Below are 22,190 nucleotides of genomic sequence, written 5' to 3' on the forward strand. Positions count from 1 at the left end.
AAGGAGTAGGTCTTCCTTAATTTATAAAAACAAAACTAGGTTGCTTTCATTCCTTATTGAGATGATAGAAAGCGTCAAGCTAAAAGAAGAATATAGTTGGTTTAAAAAACAGTTAAAGTCAGAAAGGAGCATTATCGATTCGATTTCCCTTATGTCGAGTTTTTTATTTTTAAATCTCAAAAGGGATTACTTTTATTTTTATAGGTTTATACTTGCCAATATAAAAATTTTAAAGCGATTTTTTTTTACTAAAACACGTTTTGTTATTATGCTATTTTAAGCCTTTAAATTGGGGGGTAAAAAAAGGAATCGCTAATTTTAACTACTATTTTTTTAATAATTAAAAGTCTTGGGTACAGATTGTCAATTTGTTGTATTTAACTTAATAATGATGAATAATTCGCAATGATATTTTGTTAAAAGGCTTTTTATTGATTAATCTGTAATTGATTTGTAATATAATTGCTAATAAAGTGAAGTAATGTGTTTTTTGAGCTCTTATTTTTGTGTTTAATATATTTTTAGTATTAAATTTTTAAGGTATTAATTTTAAAATCGAAAACGTTTTCGGCACAACGAAAACGTTATAGTTTGGTAAAATCTTAATTTTATCATAAAATTATAATTATGTTTGATGTCAATATTTAAACAAACCATTTAAACAAATTATTAACCAACTTATTTATTACGTATGAAAAATAGTCTAATTAAAGGCTTGATGGTGTTTCTAACGATGCTGTGTACAAGTTTGACTTATTCGCAAGATGTGTCAGGTACAGTATCGGATGCCAGTGGTCCACTTCCAGGGGCTTCTGTATTAGTTAAAGGAACAACAAACGGAGCACAAACAGATTTAGATGGAAAATTTACAATCAGGAACGTTGGGGCAAACGCGGTTTTGGTTTTTAGTTACATTGGTCTTAAAATTCAAGAAGTAAATGTGGCAGGTAAAAGTACCGTTCAAATCACATTATTAGAGGATTCAGCTGAATTGAATGAAGTTGTAGTTATAGGCTACGGTTCAGTGAGAAAGAAAGATGCGACTGGTGCGATAGATCAAATTGGAGCAAAAGATTTTGATAATGTTTCTTCTCCGTCTCCAGCACAATTATTAAGAGGGAAGGTAGCGGGTGTTCAAGTTACACAATCTAGTGGCGAGCCAGGCGCTGGTGTAGCAATTAGAGTTCGTGGTAACTCTTCTATTCGTTCAGGAAATGGGCCGCTAATCGTTATAGATGGTGTTCCTTTGGATGGTGGAAATGTTTCAGGTGGAGGAGATGATTTATTAGGAAGTTCTTCTTCTAAAAATCCATTAAATTTCGTGAATCAAAATGATATAGAAAGTATAAGTGTATTGAAAGATGCATCTTCAACTGCTATATACGGTTCTCGTGGATCTAATGGGGTAATTGTTATAACAACTAAAAAAGGAAAGTCAAGTGTGCCACAAATAAATTACAGCTCTTCTGTACAGTTCAGTAAAATGTCAGGTAAGTTTGATGTGATGAGTGGTGATGAATTTGTTGCTGCAGGTGGTTTAGATAAGGGATCTAGAAGTTATGATTGGAAAGACGCCATTTTAAGAAATGGTTTTTCTACTAATCATGATTTATCTTTCGCTAAAACTACAGAAAATTCGAATACTAGAATTTCCTTAGGTGCTTCTAGTACGGATGGTATTGTTAAAAATACAGGATTGGACAAATACAATGCTACTATTTACAATTCAAATGATTTCTTCGGAGGTGCGTTGAAAATAGAAGAAAGAATTATCTATGCCTCTTTAAAGGATGAAGCGACGTTATTATCTAATAATGCAGGTTTTATTGGTAATTTAATTGGTTCTTCTTTATATTGGAATCCAACATTGCCCACATATAACGCGGATGGATCTTATAATGTAATAGGTACTGATTATTTAAATCCAGTGCAATTATTAAACGCTTATAAAGATAATACGTTAACTAATAAGTTATTAGCTAGTGTTAATACAACGTGGAAAATTACTAGTAAATTGAAATATCAATTCTTATTTGGTATCGAAACTTCAAATTCTAGCAGAAAAAGTCAGTTGTTGCCATCGATTCAAATCGCAGGTGTAGCTCAAGCAACAGATCCTAATACTTTAGTAACTAAATATGGCCAGGCTAGCATTTCGAACTTGAATAAATTCAATAGAACTTTCGAGCATACGTTGAATTATAACAATGATTTCAGTGATAATTTTAATTTGGATGCCCTACTAGGATATTCTTACTACGATTATACTGCAGATGGAAGTACGGCTACGGGTAAAGGTTACAGGGCTGAACAAACAAATTTAATTGACAATATCGAAGGTGGTTTGAGAAATGAGTTTAGAGTTAATTCATTCAGAAACAGAGTGGGATTAGAGTCTTATTTTGGTAGAATCAATGCTACTTTGTACAAGAAGTTAATTGTAACGGCTACTTTACGTGCCGATGGGTCAACTAAACTAGGAATAAATAACAAATATGATTATTTCCCTTCTGTAGGTATCGCATACAAAGTGATTGAAGATCAAGAAGGGTTGTTTAATAGTTTCAAAGTTAGAGGGAATTATGGTATCACAGGAAACCAAGAGTTTGCACCTAACTCTGCTATAGCAAGAACTTCTTATGCAATAGACGGAGGTATTGGTGAGCAACTCAACCCAAATGAAAATTTAAGATGGGAAACTACTACATCGTATGGTGTAGGTGCTGATTTTGCATTGTTCAACAATAGGCTGACAGGATCTGTAGATTATTTCCAAAGAGATACTAAAGATTTAATCTTTCCAGTTCCAGCCGCTTCTTCTCAACCAGGCCCACCGGCACCGCGTTTTGTTAACTTAGCTGGTAACTTAATCAATAAAGGGGTGGAAGTTTCTTTGAATTATAGCGTAATTAATACGGAAGATTTTACATGGGACATCTCGGGTAATGCTTCCTTTTTATCAAACGAGGTAAAAAACTTCGCTGGATTTATTGCAACAGGAGGGTTAAACGGTCAGGGATTGTCAGGATCTTATACTCAGATAGTTACGGATAGTTACCCGGCATATAGCTATTACATGTATGAGTGGAGAGGGTATGATGCTGATGGGATGTCTATTTATTCAGATTCAGCCGGTAACGATACTGGTTTAGGTACAGCTGCAAAGAAATTATTAGACAAACAACCTTTACCTAAAATCAATGTGGGTTTCAATACTTCTTTAGCATACAAAGGCTTCGATGCTAGTGCTTCTTTTTATGGTGCTTTTGGTCACTATATTTACAACAACACAACTAATGCTTATTTCTTTAAAGGGGCATTTAGTGGTGATCCAGGTAAAAACGTAACATTGGAAGCAGCGACTTCTCCTCAATCGGTTGCTGATCCTAATTCACCATCTACTAAGTATTTAGAAAAAGGAGATTTCTTTAGAATGGGTAATTTAACTGTAGGATATACTTTCAAAGGAGATGTAATAGAGAGATTTAAAATGAAATCAGCTCGTTTCTTTGTAAATGCGTCTAATTTATTTATTATCACTAGCTATTCTGGATCTGATCCAGAGGTGGATACGGATAAATCTTTGAATGGAGTGCCTTCGGCAGGTATGGAATACTTATCGTATCCAAGAGAAAAAAGTGTAGCTGTTGGTATTAACGTAACATTTTAATTAATAGAACAATGAAAAGAATAAATATTATAAAAAGCATCTTTTTTGTAGGGACAATAGCGTTAGGCGTAAGTTGTACCAATTTAGATGAAGAAGTATTAGATGGTTATATTAATAGTGCTGAAGAGGGTGGCGCTATTAATACTGCGGCTTTATTGCAATCATCTTATGAAGGATTGCGGAGCTTTGAAACTCAAGGGCAGATGTTTGCTTTGGATGAAATGTCAACAGATGCCTTAGTGGGGCCAACACGAGGTGGTGACTGGGATGATAATGCTACTTGGAGACAAATTCACGTGCATACTTGGGCACCAGACCATAATGAGGTTAGAAATGCGTGGAATGCGTTGTTGTCTAATGTATACAACTGTAGTTTAGTAGTTGAAAACGGTACAGGTTCTGAAGTGCCTCAGGCTCGTTTTTTAAGAGCTTTCTACTATTATAATGTAATTGATTTGTTTGGTCAAGTTCCTTATAGAGAAGCAGGTTCCAAGTTAACTGATGATCCAAAAGTATGGACTAGAACTGAGGCAACTGATTTCGTAATTAGCGAATTAGAAGCTGTGGTTGCTCAACTACCTGCAAGAACAGTTAATGACGCCAGTTTCGCAAACAAAGATGCAGCGCATTTTCTATTAGCTAAATTGTATTTGAACAAAGGAGTATTTACCGCTGCTGCTGCTGCGGGTCCTTATACATTTGCTCCTGCTGATATGAATAAAGTGGTAGAACATAGTAACGCAATTAGTAGTAGCTTAGCTTCAGATTATTGGGATAATTTTAAACCTGCGAACAACACTTCACCAGAGATCTTATTCTCGGCTAAGAACGTAAGAGGTGGAGCAGGTGGAGGAATTCAATACCACTGGAGAATGTCAATGCACTACAACCAGACTCCGGATGGATGGAATGGTTTCTCTACTGTAGCAGAGTACTATAATAAGTTTAATCCAAATGATAAACGTATCAAAAATGCAGATCCTGCAATTATAGCTGCTTTTGGTAATCCAGTAGGTTTCCAAGTGGGACAAATGTTTAAACCAGGAGGAACTGTTGCATTGAAAGACAGAAAAGGCAATCCATTATTTTTTACTCCAGCAGTAACTCTAATTACAAGCGGAGCTACTTTGGAGACGGCTGGTATCAGAATGCAAAAATACATTCCAGATGTAGCTAACATTAATACTCCTGATAATGACTATGTATTCATGCGCTATTCTGATGCTTTATTAATGAAAGCGGAGGCAATTTTAAGAGGGGGTTCCGGAAGTGTTGGATCTATTATGACTGACATTGCTGCTAGAACAGGTCAGGCGGCATCTGCTGCTACTTTGGATGGAGTGTACTTAGAGAGAGGAAAAGAATTGTGGTTGGAAGGGTGGAGAAGAAATGATATGGTTCGTTTTGGAAAATTCTTAGCAGTTAGAGAGTTAAAACCTTACGTTTCTGCGGATAAATATATTTTATTTCCAATTCCTGCAGATGCATTGTTTAATGCGAATTTGAAACAAAATCCAGGGTACTAAAGATTTGTTTACTATTTATTGTTTTTTGAGTTAGTCATAAAGAGGGTATTTATTACCCTCTTTATGACTAACTATTTTATTCTTTTTTATACCAATATTATATAAATTAGGCAATTCTAATTCATACAATTCCCTAACTAAAATGCCACAATATAATATGTCAAATCGTTTTGTCTTATTACCCTTAATTATTCTACTTTTTTCCAATTGTTCCAAAGAAAATTCAGAAAATAAAGACGCTTTGTTTTCCAAATTAGACGCTTCTAAAACAGGAATTAATTTTGTTAATGAAGTAAAGAATGGTGCGGATATGAATATATTCAAATACCGAAACTTTTATAATGGCGGTGGTGTTGCTATTGGTGACATCAACAATGATGGTCTTTCTGATGTGTATTTTACTTCAAATCTTGGAACCAACAAATTATATTTAAATAAAGGAAATTTTAAGTTTGAAGATATTTCTAAAAAAGCAGGTGTCGAAGGAACCAAAACCTGGTCTACAGGCGTAGTTATGGTTGATTTAAATGCGGATGGATTCCTTGATATTTATGTGTGTAACGCAGGGAATAGTTTAGGAAATCAACAAAAAAACGAGCTTTTTATCAATAACGGCAATACTACTTTTACTGAAAAAGCAGCTGAATATAATTTGGCTGATACAGGAATTACAACTCATGCAGCCTTTTTTGATTATGATAAAGATGGGGATTTAGATGTTTATATTTTAAACAATAGTTTTATTCCCGTAAGCAGTCTTAATTATTCCAATAAAAGAGATTTAAGAGATAAAGATTGGGATGTTGCCGAAATATTAAAAGGTGGAGGCGATAAACTATTGCGTAATGATAAAGGAAAGTTTGTGGATGTAAGTGAAAAATCAGGTATTTACGGTAGTTTGATAGGCTTTGGACTTGGAGTTACAGTAGGAGATGTAAACGGAGATTTGTATCCGGATATTTATATCTCGAATGATTTTTATGAGCGGGATTATTTATACATCAATAATAAAAACGGAACCTTTACCGAACAAATTCAGGGATGGACATCGCACATCAGTCAATCCTCCATGGGAGCTGATATGGCCGATGTCAACAATGACGGGAAAGCCGATATTTTTGTAACGGATATGTTACCGGAACCGGATGAACGCTTAAAAACAACAACCAATTTTGAAAATTATGATTTATTTACTAGAAAAATAAATCTTGATTTTTATTATCAATATATGCAGAACACGCTGCAAATTAACGACGGTACGAATCAATTTGTTGAATTAGCAAATTATGCTGGTGTCGCTAAAACTGACTGGAGTTGGGGCGCTTTGTTGTTTGATATGGATAATGATGGTTACAAAGACATCTATGTTTGCAATGGAATTTATAATGATTTAACTAATCAAGATTTTGTGGACTTTTTTGCTAATGAATTTATGCAAAATATGGTAGTTACTGGTAAGAAAGAGGAAATTCAAACCATTATCAGTAAAATGCCAACAACGCCAATACCCAACTACGCATTTAGAAATAATAAGAACTTGACTTTTACAAATGAAGCTGTGAAATGGGGATTTGATACGCCAAGTTTTTCTAATGGTGCAGCTTATGGCGATTTAGACAATGACGGCGATTTAGATTTGATTGTCAATAATGTCAATATGGAATCATTTGTTTATCGCAATAATTCAGAGAAAAATAAAAAGAACCAGTACATAAAAGTAAAATTAAAAGGAGAAGGTCAAAATAAATTCGCTGTGGGGAGTATTGTTGAACTATTTTCAGGAAAAGAAATTCTCAGACAAGAGTTGATTCCTTCGCGAGGTTTTCAATCGTCTGTTGATTATATAATGACTTTTGGAATTGGCACAAAAAAAATAGATTCCATACAAGTAATTTGGCCAAATGGAAAATTCCAAACGGTAAAAAAAATAACAAAGAATACTACATTAAATCTAAATATCCTAGATGCTAAATTTGATTATACTATAAAAAACAAGGTATCAAAACCAGTATTTGTAGAAAAGAAAACACCGTTTGTAGCGCATAAAGAAAATGATTATATTGATTTTGATTATGAAGGATTAATATCGAAAATGCTTTCACAAGAAGGTCCTTCTCTTGCCGTTGCTGATATTAATGGAGATGGAAATGAAGATGTTTATGTAGGTGGAGCCAAAGGGCAGACAGGCAAAATATATTTGAATAATGGGAATGGTAATTTTGCTATAACTTCACAGCAAGACTTGGATGTCGATTTTAATTTTGAAGATACGGCAGCCAGTTTTTTCGATGCAGATAATGATGGTGATCTTGATTTGTTAGTAGGTTCAGGTGGAAACGAAAAAGCGGATCAGGCCAACTATATAAACCGTTTGTATTTAAATAACGGTAAAGGAGTTTTTGTAAAAAGCAAAACTAATATGCCAACGACCAATAACAATGTAGCTGTAATTGCTCCTTATGATTTTGATAATGATGGTGACATTGATGTATTTATAGGAAGTCGAAGCGTTCCCGGTGTGTATGGAATTGATCCGAAGCATTTGTTATTGGAAAATGACGGCAAAGGGAATTTCACTAATGTAATTGACAAAAAGGCATTCAAAATTAATACGGTTGGAATGATTACTGATGCCATTTGGGAAGATATTGACAATGATTCCAAAAAGGATTTAATCTTGGTTGGCGATTGGACCGCTCCTATGATTTTTAAAAATACCGGTCGAAGATTGACTGAATATAAATCGAATCTTATTGATTATAAAGGTTTCTGGAACGCAGTGCGTTGTGTGGACTTAAATAATGATGGTAAGAAAGATTTAATTTTGGGTAATAAAGGGACAAATACTCCGTACAAACCAGCTGCTACAAACCCATTGAAATTGTTTGTCAATGATTTTGATAATAATGGAACTATTGAACAAATAGCAACTCAATCAATTGAAGGTAAAGATTTACCAATAAACTTAAAGCAAGAATTAGCGCGACAGATTCCATCGGTTAAAAAGAAAAATTTGAGTTACAAGGATTATGCTACAAAGACCTTTCAAGAATTATTTGTCCCGGAAATAGTTAGTAATTCGATACAAAAGACAGTCAATATACAAGAAAGTATCATTGCAATAAATAAAGGAAGTGGTAAATTTGAAATTAAAACACTCCCAAAAGAAGTTCAATTCTCGTCTGTAAATTCAATTTGTGTAATGGATGTAAATAGTGACGGAATTTTGGATTTGGTATTGGGAGGAAATCAATACGAATTTAAACCACAGTTTTCGAGATTGGACGCCAATTACGGTAGCGTTCTTCTAGGCAGTAAAAACGGAACTTTTCTCTGGTTGCCTTATAATCAATCTGGTTTCTTTATTAGAGGAGAGGTGAAAAACCTGAAGCTAATTAAAGACAAAAATAAAACGGTATCGATCATAGCGGTTGTTAATGATAATACCCCAAAAATATTTAGACGCAATGAATAATTATTTTAGAATAGGATTGGCTTTATTGCTGTTTAGTAGCTGTTCCAAAAAGGAAGGGAAGTTATTTGAGATGTTGCCCTCGGAGGAAAGCAGTATTTTATTTAACAACCAACTTTTGGATTCTAAAAACATTTCCATTTTAGATTACTTGTACTATTACAATGGTGGTGGTGTGGCTCTTGGCGACATTAATAACGATGGTTTAGTTGATATTTATTTTACATCTAATCAAGGAAAAAACAAACTGTATTTAAATAAAGGGAACAATAAGTTTGAAGAAATTTCGGCAAAAGCTGGAGTAGAAGGTCAAAGTGATTGGAACGCCGGTACCGTTATGGCTGACGTAAATGGAGACGGTTATCTCGATATTTATGTTTGTGCGGTAGTAGGAATCAATGGTTTCGAAGGTCAAAATGAATTATTCATCAATAATAAGGACAACACTTTTACAGAAAGTGCAGCTGAATACGGATTAGATTTAGATAATTACAGCTCTTCGGTAGCATTTTTTGATTATGATTTAGATGGAGATTTAGACATGTATTTATTGAATCACGCCGTACACTCTGAATCCTCTTTTGGTACTGCTTCCGTTCGAAACAAAAGAAGCTATGAGTGTGGAGATAAATTATTTCGCAATGATAACGGAAAATTTGTCGATGTAAGTGAACAGGCAGGGATTTTTGGCGGTGCCAATGGATATGGTTTGGGATTGGCAGTTTCTGATTTTAATTTAGATGGTTATCCAGATATCTATGTGGGAAATGATTTTCACGAAGATGATTATTACTATTTAAACAATGGAGACGGAACTTTTACCGAAAGTCTCAAACAGTATTTTGGTCACACCAGTCGTTTTTCTATGGGGGTCGATGTTGCCGATGTTAATCATGATGGTTTTCCTGATATTCTGAGTTTAGATATGTTGCCCGAGGATGAAAAAGTTTTGAAATCGTCGTTGGGGGATGATAATGTACAAATGCTAAAAATGAGAACCGAGAAATTGGGCTATCATTACCAGTACACGAGAAACATGTTACAATTGAATCAAGCTGGAAACCACTTTACCGAAACTGCTTTGCTAAGTGGTATTGCAGCAACAGATTGGAGTTGGAGTACTTTATTTGGAGATTATGATCAAGATGGGGAGCAGGATATCTTTGTGAGTAACGGAATTCCAAAGCGTCCAAATGATTTGGACTATGTGAAATATTATTCAAATGATCAAATAAAAAGTAAAATTAACACCACAAAGTTATTGGATAAAGAGGCTTTGAAGCGAATGCCAAAGGGGAATGTAACGAATTATGTTTTTCAAGGGGCAACTGATTTACAATTTAAAAACCGCTCGAAGGATTGGATAGAAAATGATTCTATAATCTCAAATGGTAGTGGTTATGCTGATCTCGATAATGATGGGGATTTGGATGTAATCACTAATAATACGAATGCTATTGCTTCAGTTTACATCAATAAAACGGATGCGAAAGCAAACTATTTAAAATTGAAACTTCGGTTTACAGGAAAAAATACTTTTGGAATTGGAGCCAAAGTGATTTCGTATTCGAAAGGTAAAAAACAATTCAAGGAACTGCAGACTACCCGAGGATTTCAATCTTCATCAGAACCAATAATCCATTTTGGCTATGGTAGAACAAAACAAATTGATTCATTAGTGGTGGTTTGGCCTGATAAGACCTACCAAACCTTGAAAAATGTTAAAACGGCTCAAACGCTAACTATAAAAGCAAATAAAGACAGGAAAGCTTTTGATTACAAAAAGTTACATCCTACTGTTTTACCCATTTTCAAAAGGATAGAAACAGGATTAGGAATCGATTTTACGCATCAGGAAAATGATTATGTCGACTTTTTAGTTCAAAAATTAATTCCGTATCAACGGTCAGATCGAGGTCCTGCAACGGCAATAGGGGATTTAAACGGTGATGGAAAAGAGGATATATTCTTTGGTGGTTCCAAAGGTAAAAAAGCAATGATCTATTTTCAAAATGCTACTGGATTTGTAAAAAATAAAGTTACTGAAATCGAAAAGGATTCTGTTTTTGAAGATGCCTCCGCGGTGATTGGAGATTTCAATAATGATAGATTAAATGATTTGTATGTTGCTTCCGGTGGAGGTGAAAATGCAGCGGACTTACAGGATCGTTTGTATTTGAATAAAAGCAATCAATTCCTTAAAGCAGCATTGCCTAAAATAGCACAAAATGGCTCCGTTGTTAAGGCTTTTGATTATGATAATGATGGAGACTTAGACTTTTTTGTGGGTAATAATTCCATAAATAATAGATTTGGTAGCCTTCCAGATGGCTACTTGTTAAACAATACAAAAGGAGTTTTTACGGTGGTCCAAAACAAAACCTTTGAGAAAATTGGAATGGTTACGGATGCTGTTTTTACTGATTTCAACAAGGATGGAAAAATGGACTTAATTGTAATTGGAGAATGGATGAAACCTACATTTTTCGCAAATAAAAACGGTAAATTTACGGATGTAACAGCAACTGTTTTTCCGGAAAAAAGCAATGGATTATGGCAGTCCATAATTCCTTTTGATATCGATCAGGATGGCGATCAAGATTATTTAGTTGGGAATTGGGGTCTGAATTCAAAATTTAAAGCGTCCGCTGATTTTCCAATGAAGATGTATTACGATGATTTTGATACTAATGGAAATTTTGAAACTATTGTGGCAATAGAAAAAAACGCAAAATACTACACAACTTTAGGGCTGGATGAGTTAGCGGAACAATTCAGCGGAATGCTAAAAAAGAAATTCAATAGTTATAAATCCTTTGCAGGAAAAACACTGGAAGAAGTTTTTGATCCAAAAATACTTGAAAAAGCAAAATTATTTGAAGTACATAATTTGAAATCGGGTTATTTAAGAAACGATAAGGGGAAATTTACTTTTGTTCCCTTTTCTAATAAAATGCAAGTCGCACCAATTACGAGTTTTGTAAAATCTAATTTTGATTCAGATGCCAGAGAAGAAGTTTTTGCTGCTGGAAATTATTTTGGAGTTTCTCCATACCACAGCAGATTTGATGGTTTTTCAGGAGCTTTAATCAAAAATGAAAAAACTATATTTTTAGGCAATCAAATAGGAATTGATTTAACTCAAAAAGCAGTTAGACACCTTGATATTATTACTTTAAATGGCAAAAAATACATGCTGGTTACCATCAACAATAAAAAAGCAGAACTTTACGAAATGCCTTCTGCTAAAAATGGAAATAAAAAGCAACCTACAAATTAATAAAAAATGAAAGCAAAAATTTTTAGTATTGCCATAATTAGTCTTCTTTTTATTTCTTGTAAAAAGGATAAATCGATTGTCGTTACTACCGATGAATATCATGCTGCAATAGATAATGTTACTCAAATCATGATTCATGATATTTTTTCGCCACCTGTTGCCAGTAGGATTTTTGTGTATCCAAACATTGCGGCTTATGAAATCATGGCTCAAAACAGTAAGACGTATATCAGTCTTCAAAATCAATTGAACGGACTGGATTCTATACCAAAGTTAGATTTGAAAAGCGGCGTGAATCAGCCTTTGGCAGCTCTTGTAGCACACATGGAATTAAGTAAGCAATTAGTTTTCTCAGAGGAAATAGTAGACAAATTCAGAGATAGTTTATATCAGAAATGGACTGACGAAAATGAAGAAGAGTTTATAGTTTCTAAAGAATACGGACTAAAAGTTGCTGAGCGCATCAAGAAATGGATGGCAAAAGACAATTATAAAGAAACTAGAACCATGTCTAAATTTTCGGTTTATGCCAATCAACCAGGAAGATGGCAACCTACACCGCCAGCATACATGGATGCCGTGGAGCCACATTGGGGAGAAATAAGGACTTTGGTTCTCGACTCTGCCGCTCAATTCAAACCAATTCCTGCTTTTGCATTTTCGTTAGATAAAAAATCTCCATTTTTTAAGGAAGTTCAAGAAGTCTATGATATTAGCAAAGAGATGGTTAAAAAAGGAGATAATTCAGAAGAAATTAAAATTGCTCAATTCTGGGATTGTAATCCTTACGTTTCGGTCTCCCAAGGACACATGATGTTTGCCAAAAAGAAAATTACACCAGGAGCTCATTGGATAGGAATTGTAAAAATTGCATCAAAAAAATCAAATGCTGACTTTGCTAAAACAGTTTTTGCCTACACGAAAACCTCGATTGGTATTTTTGAAGGTTTTATCAGTTGTTGGGATCAAAAATTCAAAAGTAATGTAGTGCGTCCGGAAACAGTAATCAATCAAAATATTGATGAAAATTGGAAACCCTTATTGCAAACGCCTCCTTTTCCAGAATATACTAGCGGTCATTCTGTGGTTTCAACATGTTCAGCAATAGTTTTAACCTCAGTTTTTGGAGATAATTTTTCGTATATAGATGACACTGAATTACAGTTTGGGTTGCCAAAAAGAAATTTCGGATCCTTTAACGCCGCCGCTCAGGAAGCGGCTATGAGTCGCTTGTATGGAGGAATTCATTACAGAGCCGCCATTGTAAACGGAATTGATCATGGTAAAACCATAGGAAATTTTATTGTCGAAAAATTAAAGATGATTAAAGAATAATGACAGTCAGAAAAAAAATTATAATAGTTTGTAGTGCGTTTTTATCCTTGTTTTTAATTTGGTATTTATTTGTAAAGAAGACTGATTATTGCATTTCGTTTAAAGTAAATGCAGCTACTGGAACCGTTTTTCAAGGAATTCAGGAATGGTCTGTTCTTCAATTGGAAAAAGAAAAAGAAAAGTATACGATTGTAGAAAAACGAAACTTTGATTTTATTAAACAAGAAATAAAAAAAGGAGCGGTCCAAATGGAATATACGTGGGATATTACCGCTATAAACGATTCGGTGACTAAAGTGAATGTTGGGATAAAAGATAGAAATCATAGTTGGTACAATAAACTAACAGCGCCATTTTTTAATACAGATTTCAAGCAAGAACAAATCAAAAAAGTAATTGATTTTAAGAAAGGTTTGAGCGAACATTTGAAAAATTTTAAAGTAAGAATTGATGGAGAAGGAACTTCGGAAGAAACATTTGTAGCCTACATTAATTTAAAAAGTGTTTTGCAAGAAAAAGGACAAACAATGATTCGAAACGATGCAATGATTACCGGTTTTTTGTTTGAAAATAAAATAAAAATTATTGGAAGACCTTATGTTGAAATTACAAATTGGGATTTAGATCAAGAAACAATCGATTTTAATTATTGTTTTCCAATTGATAAAAACACAAAAATCATTGAGAATGAATTAGTAAAGTTCAAAACTTTAGCAGCAGTCAAAGGATTGAAAGCGACTTATTTTGGAAATTTCAGAACCTCAGACAGAGCTTGGTTTGCGCTACTGGATTATGCAAAAAAGCACAATATTGCATTGGAAAATAAAGTGTTGGAAAATTTCTTATCAAATCCTTTTAATGGAGGAAATGAATTGGAATGGGAGACCCGAATAATTGTCCCTTTTGCATCAAAATAGAAAGGTTTTTTTAATTGATTTAAATTATCGAAAACGTTTTCGGGTCTTCCGAAAACGTTTTTGTTTTTATTCTGTTTTTAATTGGCAATATTAAAATTAAATTTAGAAAAAATTAACAAATTAACCATCTAGAATGAATTTAAAGGTAAAATTAAGCTTCTGGCAGATAATCAATATGAATGTTGGTTTTTTTGGAATACAATATAGTTTTGGCTTGCAACAAAGTGCTGTAAATCCCATTTATGATTTTTTGCACGCCAGTCCGGACCAAATTCCGATTCTGAATCTTGCGGGACCGTTAACGGGATTGCTGATTCAGCCCATCATAGGTGCAATGAGTGATAAAACATGGCATCCAAGATGGGGAAGGCGCAAACCGTACTTTTTTATTGGAGCCATAATTTGTAGTATCGCTTTATTTTTATTTCCATTCAGCAGTTCACTGTGGATGGCAGCTGGTTTACTTTGGATTCTAGATGTGGGTAACAATACTGCGATGGAGCCTTATCGCGCTTTTATTGCAGATACACTAGATGAAGAACAACAACCAATGGGCTTTCAAGCACAAAGTTTCTTTACTGGTTTTGGGCAGTTTTTAGCGTATATCTCTCTTTTTCTGTTTCCAATTGTCTTTGTTGGATACACAGGTTCTTTGCCCACTTGGATATACGCTTCCTTTTTTCTAGGTGCTGTACTCTCTGTTACTTCTATTTGGTGGAGCATGAGTAAAACCAAGGAAATTCCGCCTACTGTGGAAGAATTGGCTGTTTTGAAAGCGGAGCCTTTAAATGTTTTTTCTCCTTTTATTGATATCTACAAAGCAGTTTTGGAAATGCCAAAAGTAATGTGGCAGCTTTTCTTGGTGTACTTGTTTCAATGGTATGCGATGATGTGTTATTGGCAAAATAATTCAAAAAGTATTGCATTATCCGTTTGGGATGTAACCCCAAAGAACCCTGCAGGCTATGAAAAAGCGGTAGAATGGAACGGGTTAATCGGTGCATTTGGTTTTATAGTTACCTTTTCAATTGCTTTTTATTTGGCAAAATTAGCCAAAAAGCATGGTGCTAAAATGATTCATTTTGTGTGTCTGTTATTTGGAGCCGTTTCTTTTTTATGGTTTCCAATGGTGCAAAATCAGTATGTGTTTTTTGCAGTGGTTATTGGTTATGGAATTGCATGGGCAAGTATGATGGGAATTCCGTATTTGATGGTTGTTGCTGTTATTTCAAAAGAAAGATATGGCGTGTATATGGGTATTATTAATATGATGATTGTGATTCCTATGATTATTCAAAACCTATCATTTGGTTATATACTAAGGAATTTTCTAGACAATGATCCACGTCAAGCAATAAGTTTTGCGGGTGTATTATTAGCGATTGCAGCACTATGCACACTATTGATAAAAATAAAAAAGATAAAAGTAAGTGAATAGTTCAATAAACAACAAGATGGATAAAATAGACATTCTTTGTGTAGGTGAAGTTCTTGTTGATTTCATCGGGCATCAAGAAGGAGTATTGATAAATGAAACAAGAGATTATCATAGGTATTTAGGCGGTTCCCCTACTAACGTTGCTATGAATTCCACCCGATTGGGTTTAAATACTATCATGGTTGCAACGGTTGGGAAGGATGGTTTTGGGACATATATTGCGGAGCGACTTGGTGATGTTGGAGTGAATACGGATCATTTGAACATTTTGGAAGACAAATCTACAAGCGTGATTTTTGTTTCGAGGTCAGATGGTACTCCAGATTTTATACCGTATCGCTCTGCAGATTGTTGTATTTATGAAGAGCAAATTTCAAGCGAAACACTAGCAAATACAACCATATTTCATACTACCTGTTTTGCATTGAGTAAAAATCCTGCGCAAAAAACGATCTTAAAAAAGGCGCAAGAAGCATATAACCTAGGTTGTAAGCTGAGTATCGATGTGAACTACGCAAGAAAACTATGGAAAAGTCAAAAGAAAGCGTTTAAAGTAATTAAAACCTATTGCCAATTCAATCCATTGATAAAAATTAGTGAGGACGATATGCTACGCCTTTTTGAGAAAGAGCTACCTCATGATGAAATTTTTCAGTTTTTTCATGATCAAGGTGTGGACATTGTTTGTTTGACTTTAGGTAGCAAAGGGGTGAAATTATCTCAAAAAGGAGAAAAAGTAATTGAAATGCCAGCGATAAAGATTGATAAGGTTATGGATACTACAGGCGCTGGTGATGCATTTTGGTCCGGATTTTTATTTGCTTATATCAAGGAAAAATCAATCCAAGAATGTTTAGATATTGCTTTAAAATTAGCCGCTTTAAAATTGCAAAATGTGGGTCGATTACCGGATAATATCAATATCCTTTCAAAACTTTTATAAAATATCATGCAACAAAATAGTACAAAAATTAGCAACGGCGTAATGCTTAATGTGTATCCAGATAGTATTGGTGAAAAATTAAGTGATACGATTGAAATGCTCAAAATGACCGAATTCAAAGATGTTTTTTCTTTGTTATATGTCTTGCCTACCTTTTTCAATAGTGACTTAGATAGAGGTTTTTCTATTATTGATTATGATATTAATACAGATTTAGTAGATTCTAAGGACTTAAAAGATTTAGAAGAACTTCAAATTAAATTGAAATTTGACATTGTTTTAAACCATCTTTCTGTTGCATCTCCTCAGTTCAAAGACCTATTGCAACATGGAAATAAATCTAAGTATAAAGATTTTTTCATCAATTGGAATGAGTTTTGGGAGGGGAATGGTGTTAAAAATGAAGATGGAATAATTATTCCACAACCGGAGTTTCTCAACAAGTTGTTTATGAGAAAGTCGGGGTTGCCAATCCTAAAAGTGCGTTTTCCAGATGGTTCAGAACAACCCTATTGGAATACTTTTTATCAACAAATCACCTACAATTCAATCACAATAGATGAGTTGGAAAACATAAAAGGATTAACGGAAGCGCAATGTTTATATATTGTTCCTGTCATTAATCAGGCCATAGCAAATAATCAAGATTTTTCAATGATTGATTTTAAAGATTGTACGCCATTAAAAATCGATATTTTACAAATTGTAGAACAAAAGCGTTCCTATTTAGGGCAAATGGATGTCAATGGGAAATCATCTTTGGTTTGGGATTTCTATGACGAGACCCTGAAAAAGGTTAAGGGTTACGGATGTACTATTCTCCGTTTAGATGCTTTCGCCTATTTGCACAAACAAGTTGGGGAGTCCAATTTTTTTAACAAACCGGGAACTTGGGAATATCTAGAACGTATTAATCAAATCGCACAAAAAAATAATTTGATGCTTCTGCCAGAAATTCATGCAGAGTATGGTTTGCATTTACATGATGAGGTTGCTACTGAAGGATACCATATTTACGACTTTTTCTTGCCAGGTTTAACGATACATACTATCGAAAACAAAACTAGTAGTGCTTTGTTAAGCTGGGCCAAAGAAATTATTGCTAAAGGATATAAAACAGTAAACATGTTAGGTTGCCATGATGGAATTCCTGTTTTAGACTTGAAAGGCAAAGAGGTAAATGGGTTTTATAATAAAGGATTGTTAGAGGATGCCGAGATTGAAGGGATAATGACTACAATAATGGAACGGGGTGGACGTGTAAAAAACTTATACGATCCTTCAGGAAAGAAAATTTCTTATTATCAAATCAATGCTACTTTTTTTAGTGCTTTGGGAGAAGACGAGCAAAAGTTGCTTTTAGCAAGAGTTATCCAAATGTTTGTTCCAGGAATACCACAAGTATGGTACTTGGATATTTTTGCGGGAAAAAATAATTACGAAGCGGCAGATAATGGCGGTAGTGCAGGACATAAAGAAATCAATCGTACTGCATTGTCAATGCAGGATATTGAGCAAGGTTTGAAAACTGACGTTGTTCAGAAACAGTTGCAAATTATTCGTTTACGTAATACATCTGCTGCTTTTTCAGGTCAAGTAGAAATTAACGATACTGATGCAACTGGTATAGATATAAAATGGGTGAACGGTGACGCGCTTGCGCATTTAAAAGTGAACCTTTTAACAAATAGTTTTACGATTAACCACATAGAAAACGGAATCACAAACAATATGAGTTTTTAAATTTTGTATTGGAATTTAAAAAAGCAGACCTGTTAAAATATTAAAATGAATCTAGATTGCAGAAATCAAATCACATTTAAGAATATTTAATTACTGAACTATAATTTAGTACTAAATTATAGTTCACCTCAAACATAAGGTAAAAGATGAAAAAAAGTACGGTTAAAATTGCCATGTATCTCAATTACTTTGTATTTGCAATTCTACTGAACAGCGTGGGAATTGTGATATTAAAGGCACAAAAAAATTATGGCGTTGATGAATTGCAGGCAAGCGTTCTAGAAGCTTACAAGGATTTACCTATCGCTATAGTGTCCTTTTTAATTGCTTCGTTTTTGCCAAGGCTTGGGTATAAAAAAGCCATGCTTATTGGTCTGGCCTTGGTTTCTGTGGCATGTATTAGTATGTATTTTGGAAATTCATTTGATATGGCCAAGGTGCTTTTTGCCACTGTAGGCGTCTCATTTGCGTTGATAAAAGTGTCTGTTTATTCGCTTATTGGAACAATTACGGAGAATCAACAAGAACATAATAGTTTGATGAGTAGCATAGAAGGTTTATTTATGATTGGAATTGCGCTTGCTTATTTCTTATTTCCCGCTTTTAATTCTGATGCCAATCCTGATGCTTGGTTGAATGTTTATTGGTTGTTAGCTGGGATTTCGTTATTGTCATTTGGTTTTTTGTTTTTTACCAAATTCGAAAATCAAAACGAAATTCCGGGTGTTGATTTAGCCGATGACTTCAAAGAAATGTTCAAATTATTCGCAAAATTATTGACGATTGTTTTTGTAATCAGCGCATTCTTGTTTGTAATGATTGAGCAGGGAATCATGTCTTGGTTGCCTACTTTCAATAGTAAAGTGTTGCATTTACCAGAGAATATCAGTATTATGATGGCGAGTATTTTGGCTATTTCATTAGCTGTAGGACGACTTTTGGCAGGAGTAATTACAAAAAGGGTCAATTGGATTTGGGTACTTAGTTTTTGTATTGTAGCAGCTATGCTGATTGTAATTTTTGTACTTCCTAAAACAGTTGGTTTAGAGGTTAAAGAAATCAATTCGCTTGGCGATATTCCAATAATAGGATTTGCTTTTCCATTAGTGGGGCTTTTTATTGCGCCTATTTATCCGCTATTAAATTCGGTGGTTTTAAGTGCTTTGCCAAAAAAATTACACAGTTCCATGACGGGTTTAATAGTCGTCTTCTCTGCACTTGGGGGTACTTTGGGTTCTAGAGTTATTGGTTACTTATTTAAAAATGAAGGACCAGAAAACGCCTTTTATTATACTCTAATTCCAATGTCGTTATTGCTTATTTCTTTCTTTATTCTAAAAAAACTCACCGCTAAATCATGAAATTCTCACTGAACATAGATAAAACTTTTCGGGAACTTTTACTTCAAGAAGATACTGATCAAGATAAAAAAATCACCAAAGACGACCAAGGCCCTAAAAGATTTGTGTTAATTGACGAAAAGACAAAGCAAGAACAGGTTATTGCGGGAACCTACTATTTGTCAAATTTACTTCAAGAATTAGCAGTGCTAAAAGAAAGTAAAATGGAGATGGGTGAAGTGGACTTAGCCCGTATACAAGAAAATCCTGTCGATCGAATTTCAAGAAAAATCAAGTATGATTATTGGAATGAGCTCACTAGAACGATAGACAAGAAAGGCTTGGCTCAGATTCTTGAAGACGAAAAAACTAATAGTGATGTTCCAACACTTTATGTTGCTGCAACGGACAAACAAGGGGTTTCTTATTTTCAAGATTTAGAAAAAGAACTTCAGAATTTCAAAGTAGCTATTCTACCTGTAAATTATTCCATGGAATATGTGGCTACTTTAAACAATAAACCAGGGATTTTAGCTTTGGCTTTAGAACAAAAAATATATAGTTTGCAAGGAGTTCCATTTGTAGTCCCTGGCGGAAGATTCAATGAAATGTATGGCTGGGATAGTTATTTTATTGGTATTGGTCTTTTAATCGATAACCAACTCGAAAAAGCCATGGCTATCGCGGAGAACTTTAAATACCAAATCACACATTACGGCAAAATTCTGAATGCAAACCGAAGTTATTACTTGACAAGAACACAACCGCCATTGTATTCTTCTCTGATTGTTGAAATTGTAAAAGAAAATGTGCCTAACCAAGAATGGTTAAAGAGCCATTTGGAGGCCATTATTTTAGAATACAATACGGTTTGGATGGTGTTAGGAAACCGATTGACAGAAACGGGTTTGAACCGATATAAAGCGGAAGGCGTTGGAATGCCCTTTGAAGTGGAACCTGGGCATTTTGACGATGTTTTAGCGCCTTATGCTGAAAAATATAACATGCCGATTCGCGCATTTGAGAAAGAATATTTAGAAAGAAAATTGGTTGACGCTGATTTGGATCTGTATTTTGTTCATGACCGAAGCTTGCGTGAAAGTGGTCATGACACAACGGATCGACTTATAAATAGGTGTGCTAACTTAAATTCCGTTGATGTAAATAGTTTTCTTTATAAATACGAAAAAGACATTGCTTATTTAATTGCAACCTATTTTGGGAACACCTTTCAAATTGGAGATGTAAAGTGTACTTCTAATGAATGGGAACAAAAGGCTGCATTTAGAAAAGAAAAAATTAATGAATTGTGCTGGAATGAAGCTGCAGGAATGTATTTTGATTATGATTTTGTAAACCAAGAACAATTTCCATTTGAGGCAGCTACAACCTTTTTTCCTTTGTGGGCAGGATTGTGTACTGAAAATCAAGCTAAAAAATTAGTGGAAGTAGCCCTGCCGCATTTTATAAAAATAGGTGGAATCACAGGAAGTACGAAGGCGAGTAGTGCTAATGTCTCCAAGGATGAACCGCAACGACAATGGGATTATCCTTTTGGATGGGCACCACATCAAATGTTGCTATGGGAAGGGTTGCTTAAGTATAACTATTTAGATAAAGCACAAGAAATGGTGTACCGATGGTTGTGGTTAATTACCATAAATGCTGTAGAATACAATGGAACAATTCCAGAAAAATTCGATTTGGAAATCAGTTCACATAAGGTTTTTGCCGAATATGGTAATGTAGGAACAGAATTTGATTACATCGCAAAGGAAGGTTTTGGTTGGATGAATGCGTCCTATCAATATGGATTGCAAATTTTAAGCGCGGAATTAAAAATAAAATTAGGAGAATTGATTGCACCAGAGGATCTATTTTAATGCTAAAAAATATTTTTGTTGTTTGAATGCATATTTTTTTTAACTTTATGATTCACTAAATGAATCAATTATGACTGTTAATCAAATTTTAAGCACTAAAGGAAAGGAAGTATATTCCATACTTTCCACTAACACTGTATATGAAGCATTGACCGTGATGAGCGAAAAAAACATTGGAGCAATTCTTATCATTGAAGGTACAGTTTTGAAAGGCGTTTTATCTGAAAGGGATTATGCTCGAAAAATCGTTTTGAAATCAAAATCTTCAAAAAAAGCTTTTGTTCATGAAATCATGGAAACAAATGTGGTGACCGTGAGCCCATCGGATAATTTAGAGTATTGCATGGAATTAATGAGTACAAAAAGAGTACGACACTTGCCTGTTCTTGAAAATGAAATTGTAATAGGGATTATTTCTATTAGTGATGTAGTAAAAGCTATTATCGAGATGCAAAAAGATACGATTCAGCATTTAAACTCTTATATCACCCAATAAAAAGGAGCTAAACGAAAAACTAAAAATAGCCGCATTTTTTGCGGCTATTTTTATTGGTGGTTGTTATTGATGGTTTAATTTTTTTAAAAGAATAGGATAAAAGCTGACTTTTTAAACCAAGTCTTCTATCTTTGTAAACTAGAATAA

12 protein-coding genes are annotated in these 22,190 nt (G+C 34.2%); all 12 read left to right on the forward strand.

The features are described 5' to 3' along the window. Positions 1-691: 691 nt before the first annotated feature. The 12 genes from IWX83_RS00750 (at position 692) to IWX83_RS00805 (ending at position 22,043) form a co-directional block, all read left to right on the forward strand. Complete coding sequence (locus IWX83_RS00750; RefSeq protein WP_231379728.1) at positions 692-3,670, forward strand: SusC/RagA family TonB-linked outer membrane protein; 2,979 nt, start codon at positions 692-694, stop codon at positions 3,668-3,670. An 11-nt stretch (positions 3,671-3,681) separates the two neighbouring features. Next, complete coding sequence (locus IWX83_RS00755) at positions 3,682-5,196, forward strand: RagB/SusD family nutrient uptake outer membrane protein (RefSeq protein ID WP_196826977.1); 1,515 nt, start codon at positions 3,682-3,684, stop codon at positions 5,194-5,196. A gap of 142 nt (positions 5,197-5,338) precedes the next feature. Then, positions 5,339-8,671, forward strand: coding sequence for a VCBS repeat-containing protein (locus IWX83_RS00760; protein WP_231379730.1), 3,333 nt, complete (start codon positions 5,339-5,341; stop codon positions 8,669-8,671). Beyond that, the gene (locus IWX83_RS00765) at positions 8,664-11,948 is read left to right on the forward strand and encodes a VCBS repeat-containing protein (protein ID WP_196826980.1); all 3,285 of its coding nucleotides are present in this window, start codon (positions 8,664-8,666) and stop codon (positions 11,946-11,948) included. The genes IWX83_RS00760 and IWX83_RS00765 overlap by 8 nt, the downstream gene beginning before the upstream one ends. A 6-nt stretch (positions 11,949-11,954) precedes the next feature. Continuing rightward, a complete protein-coding gene (locus tag IWX83_RS00770) occupies positions 11,955-13,283 on the forward strand; it encodes a vanadium-dependent haloperoxidase (RefSeq protein ID WP_196826982.1) in 1,329 nt (442 codons plus the stop codon). Next, positions 13,283-14,200, forward strand: a complete 918-nt coding sequence (locus IWX83_RS00775) for a hypothetical protein (RefSeq protein ID WP_196826984.1) — start codon at positions 13,283-13,285, stop codon at positions 14,198-14,200. The genes IWX83_RS00770 and IWX83_RS00775 overlap by 1 nt, the downstream gene beginning before the upstream one ends. 133 nt (positions 14,201-14,333) lie before the next feature. Further along, positions 14,334-15,638, forward strand: coding sequence for an MFS transporter (locus IWX83_RS00780; protein ID WP_196826985.1), 1,305 nt, complete (start codon positions 14,334-14,336; stop codon positions 15,636-15,638). 16 nt (positions 15,639-15,654) lie between these two features. Beyond that, the gene (locus IWX83_RS00785) at positions 15,655-16,581 is read left to right on the forward strand and encodes a carbohydrate kinase family protein (protein WP_073352245.1); all 927 of its coding nucleotides are present in this window, start codon (positions 15,655-15,657) and stop codon (positions 16,579-16,581) included. A 6-nt stretch (positions 16,582-16,587) separates the two neighbouring features. Beyond that, complete coding sequence (locus IWX83_RS00790; RefSeq protein ID WP_196826987.1) at positions 16,588-18,324, forward strand: glycosidase; 1,737 nt, start codon at positions 16,588-16,590, stop codon at positions 18,322-18,324. A 146-nt stretch (positions 18,325-18,470) separates the two neighbouring features. Next, positions 18,471-19,685, forward strand: coding sequence for a sugar MFS transporter (locus IWX83_RS00795; protein ID WP_073352159.1), 1,215 nt, complete (start codon positions 18,471-18,473; stop codon positions 19,683-19,685). After that, positions 19,682-21,547, forward strand: coding sequence for a trehalase family glycosidase (locus IWX83_RS00800; RefSeq protein ID WP_196826989.1), 1,866 nt, complete (start codon positions 19,682-19,684; stop codon positions 21,545-21,547). The genes IWX83_RS00795 and IWX83_RS00800 overlap by 4 nt, the downstream gene beginning before the upstream one ends. A 70-nt stretch (positions 21,548-21,617) precedes the next feature. Further along, positions 21,618-22,043, forward strand: a complete 426-nt coding sequence (locus IWX83_RS00805; RefSeq protein WP_084129505.1) for a CBS domain-containing protein — start codon at positions 21,618-21,620, stop codon at positions 22,041-22,043. Positions 22,044-22,190: the final 147 nt, after the last annotated feature.

Origin of the sequence: Flavobacterium sp. CG_9.1 (genome assembly GCF_015751645.1) — a bacterium.
GTDB lineage: Bacteria > Bacteroidota > Bacteroidia > Flavobacteriales > Flavobacteriaceae > Flavobacterium > Flavobacterium xanthum.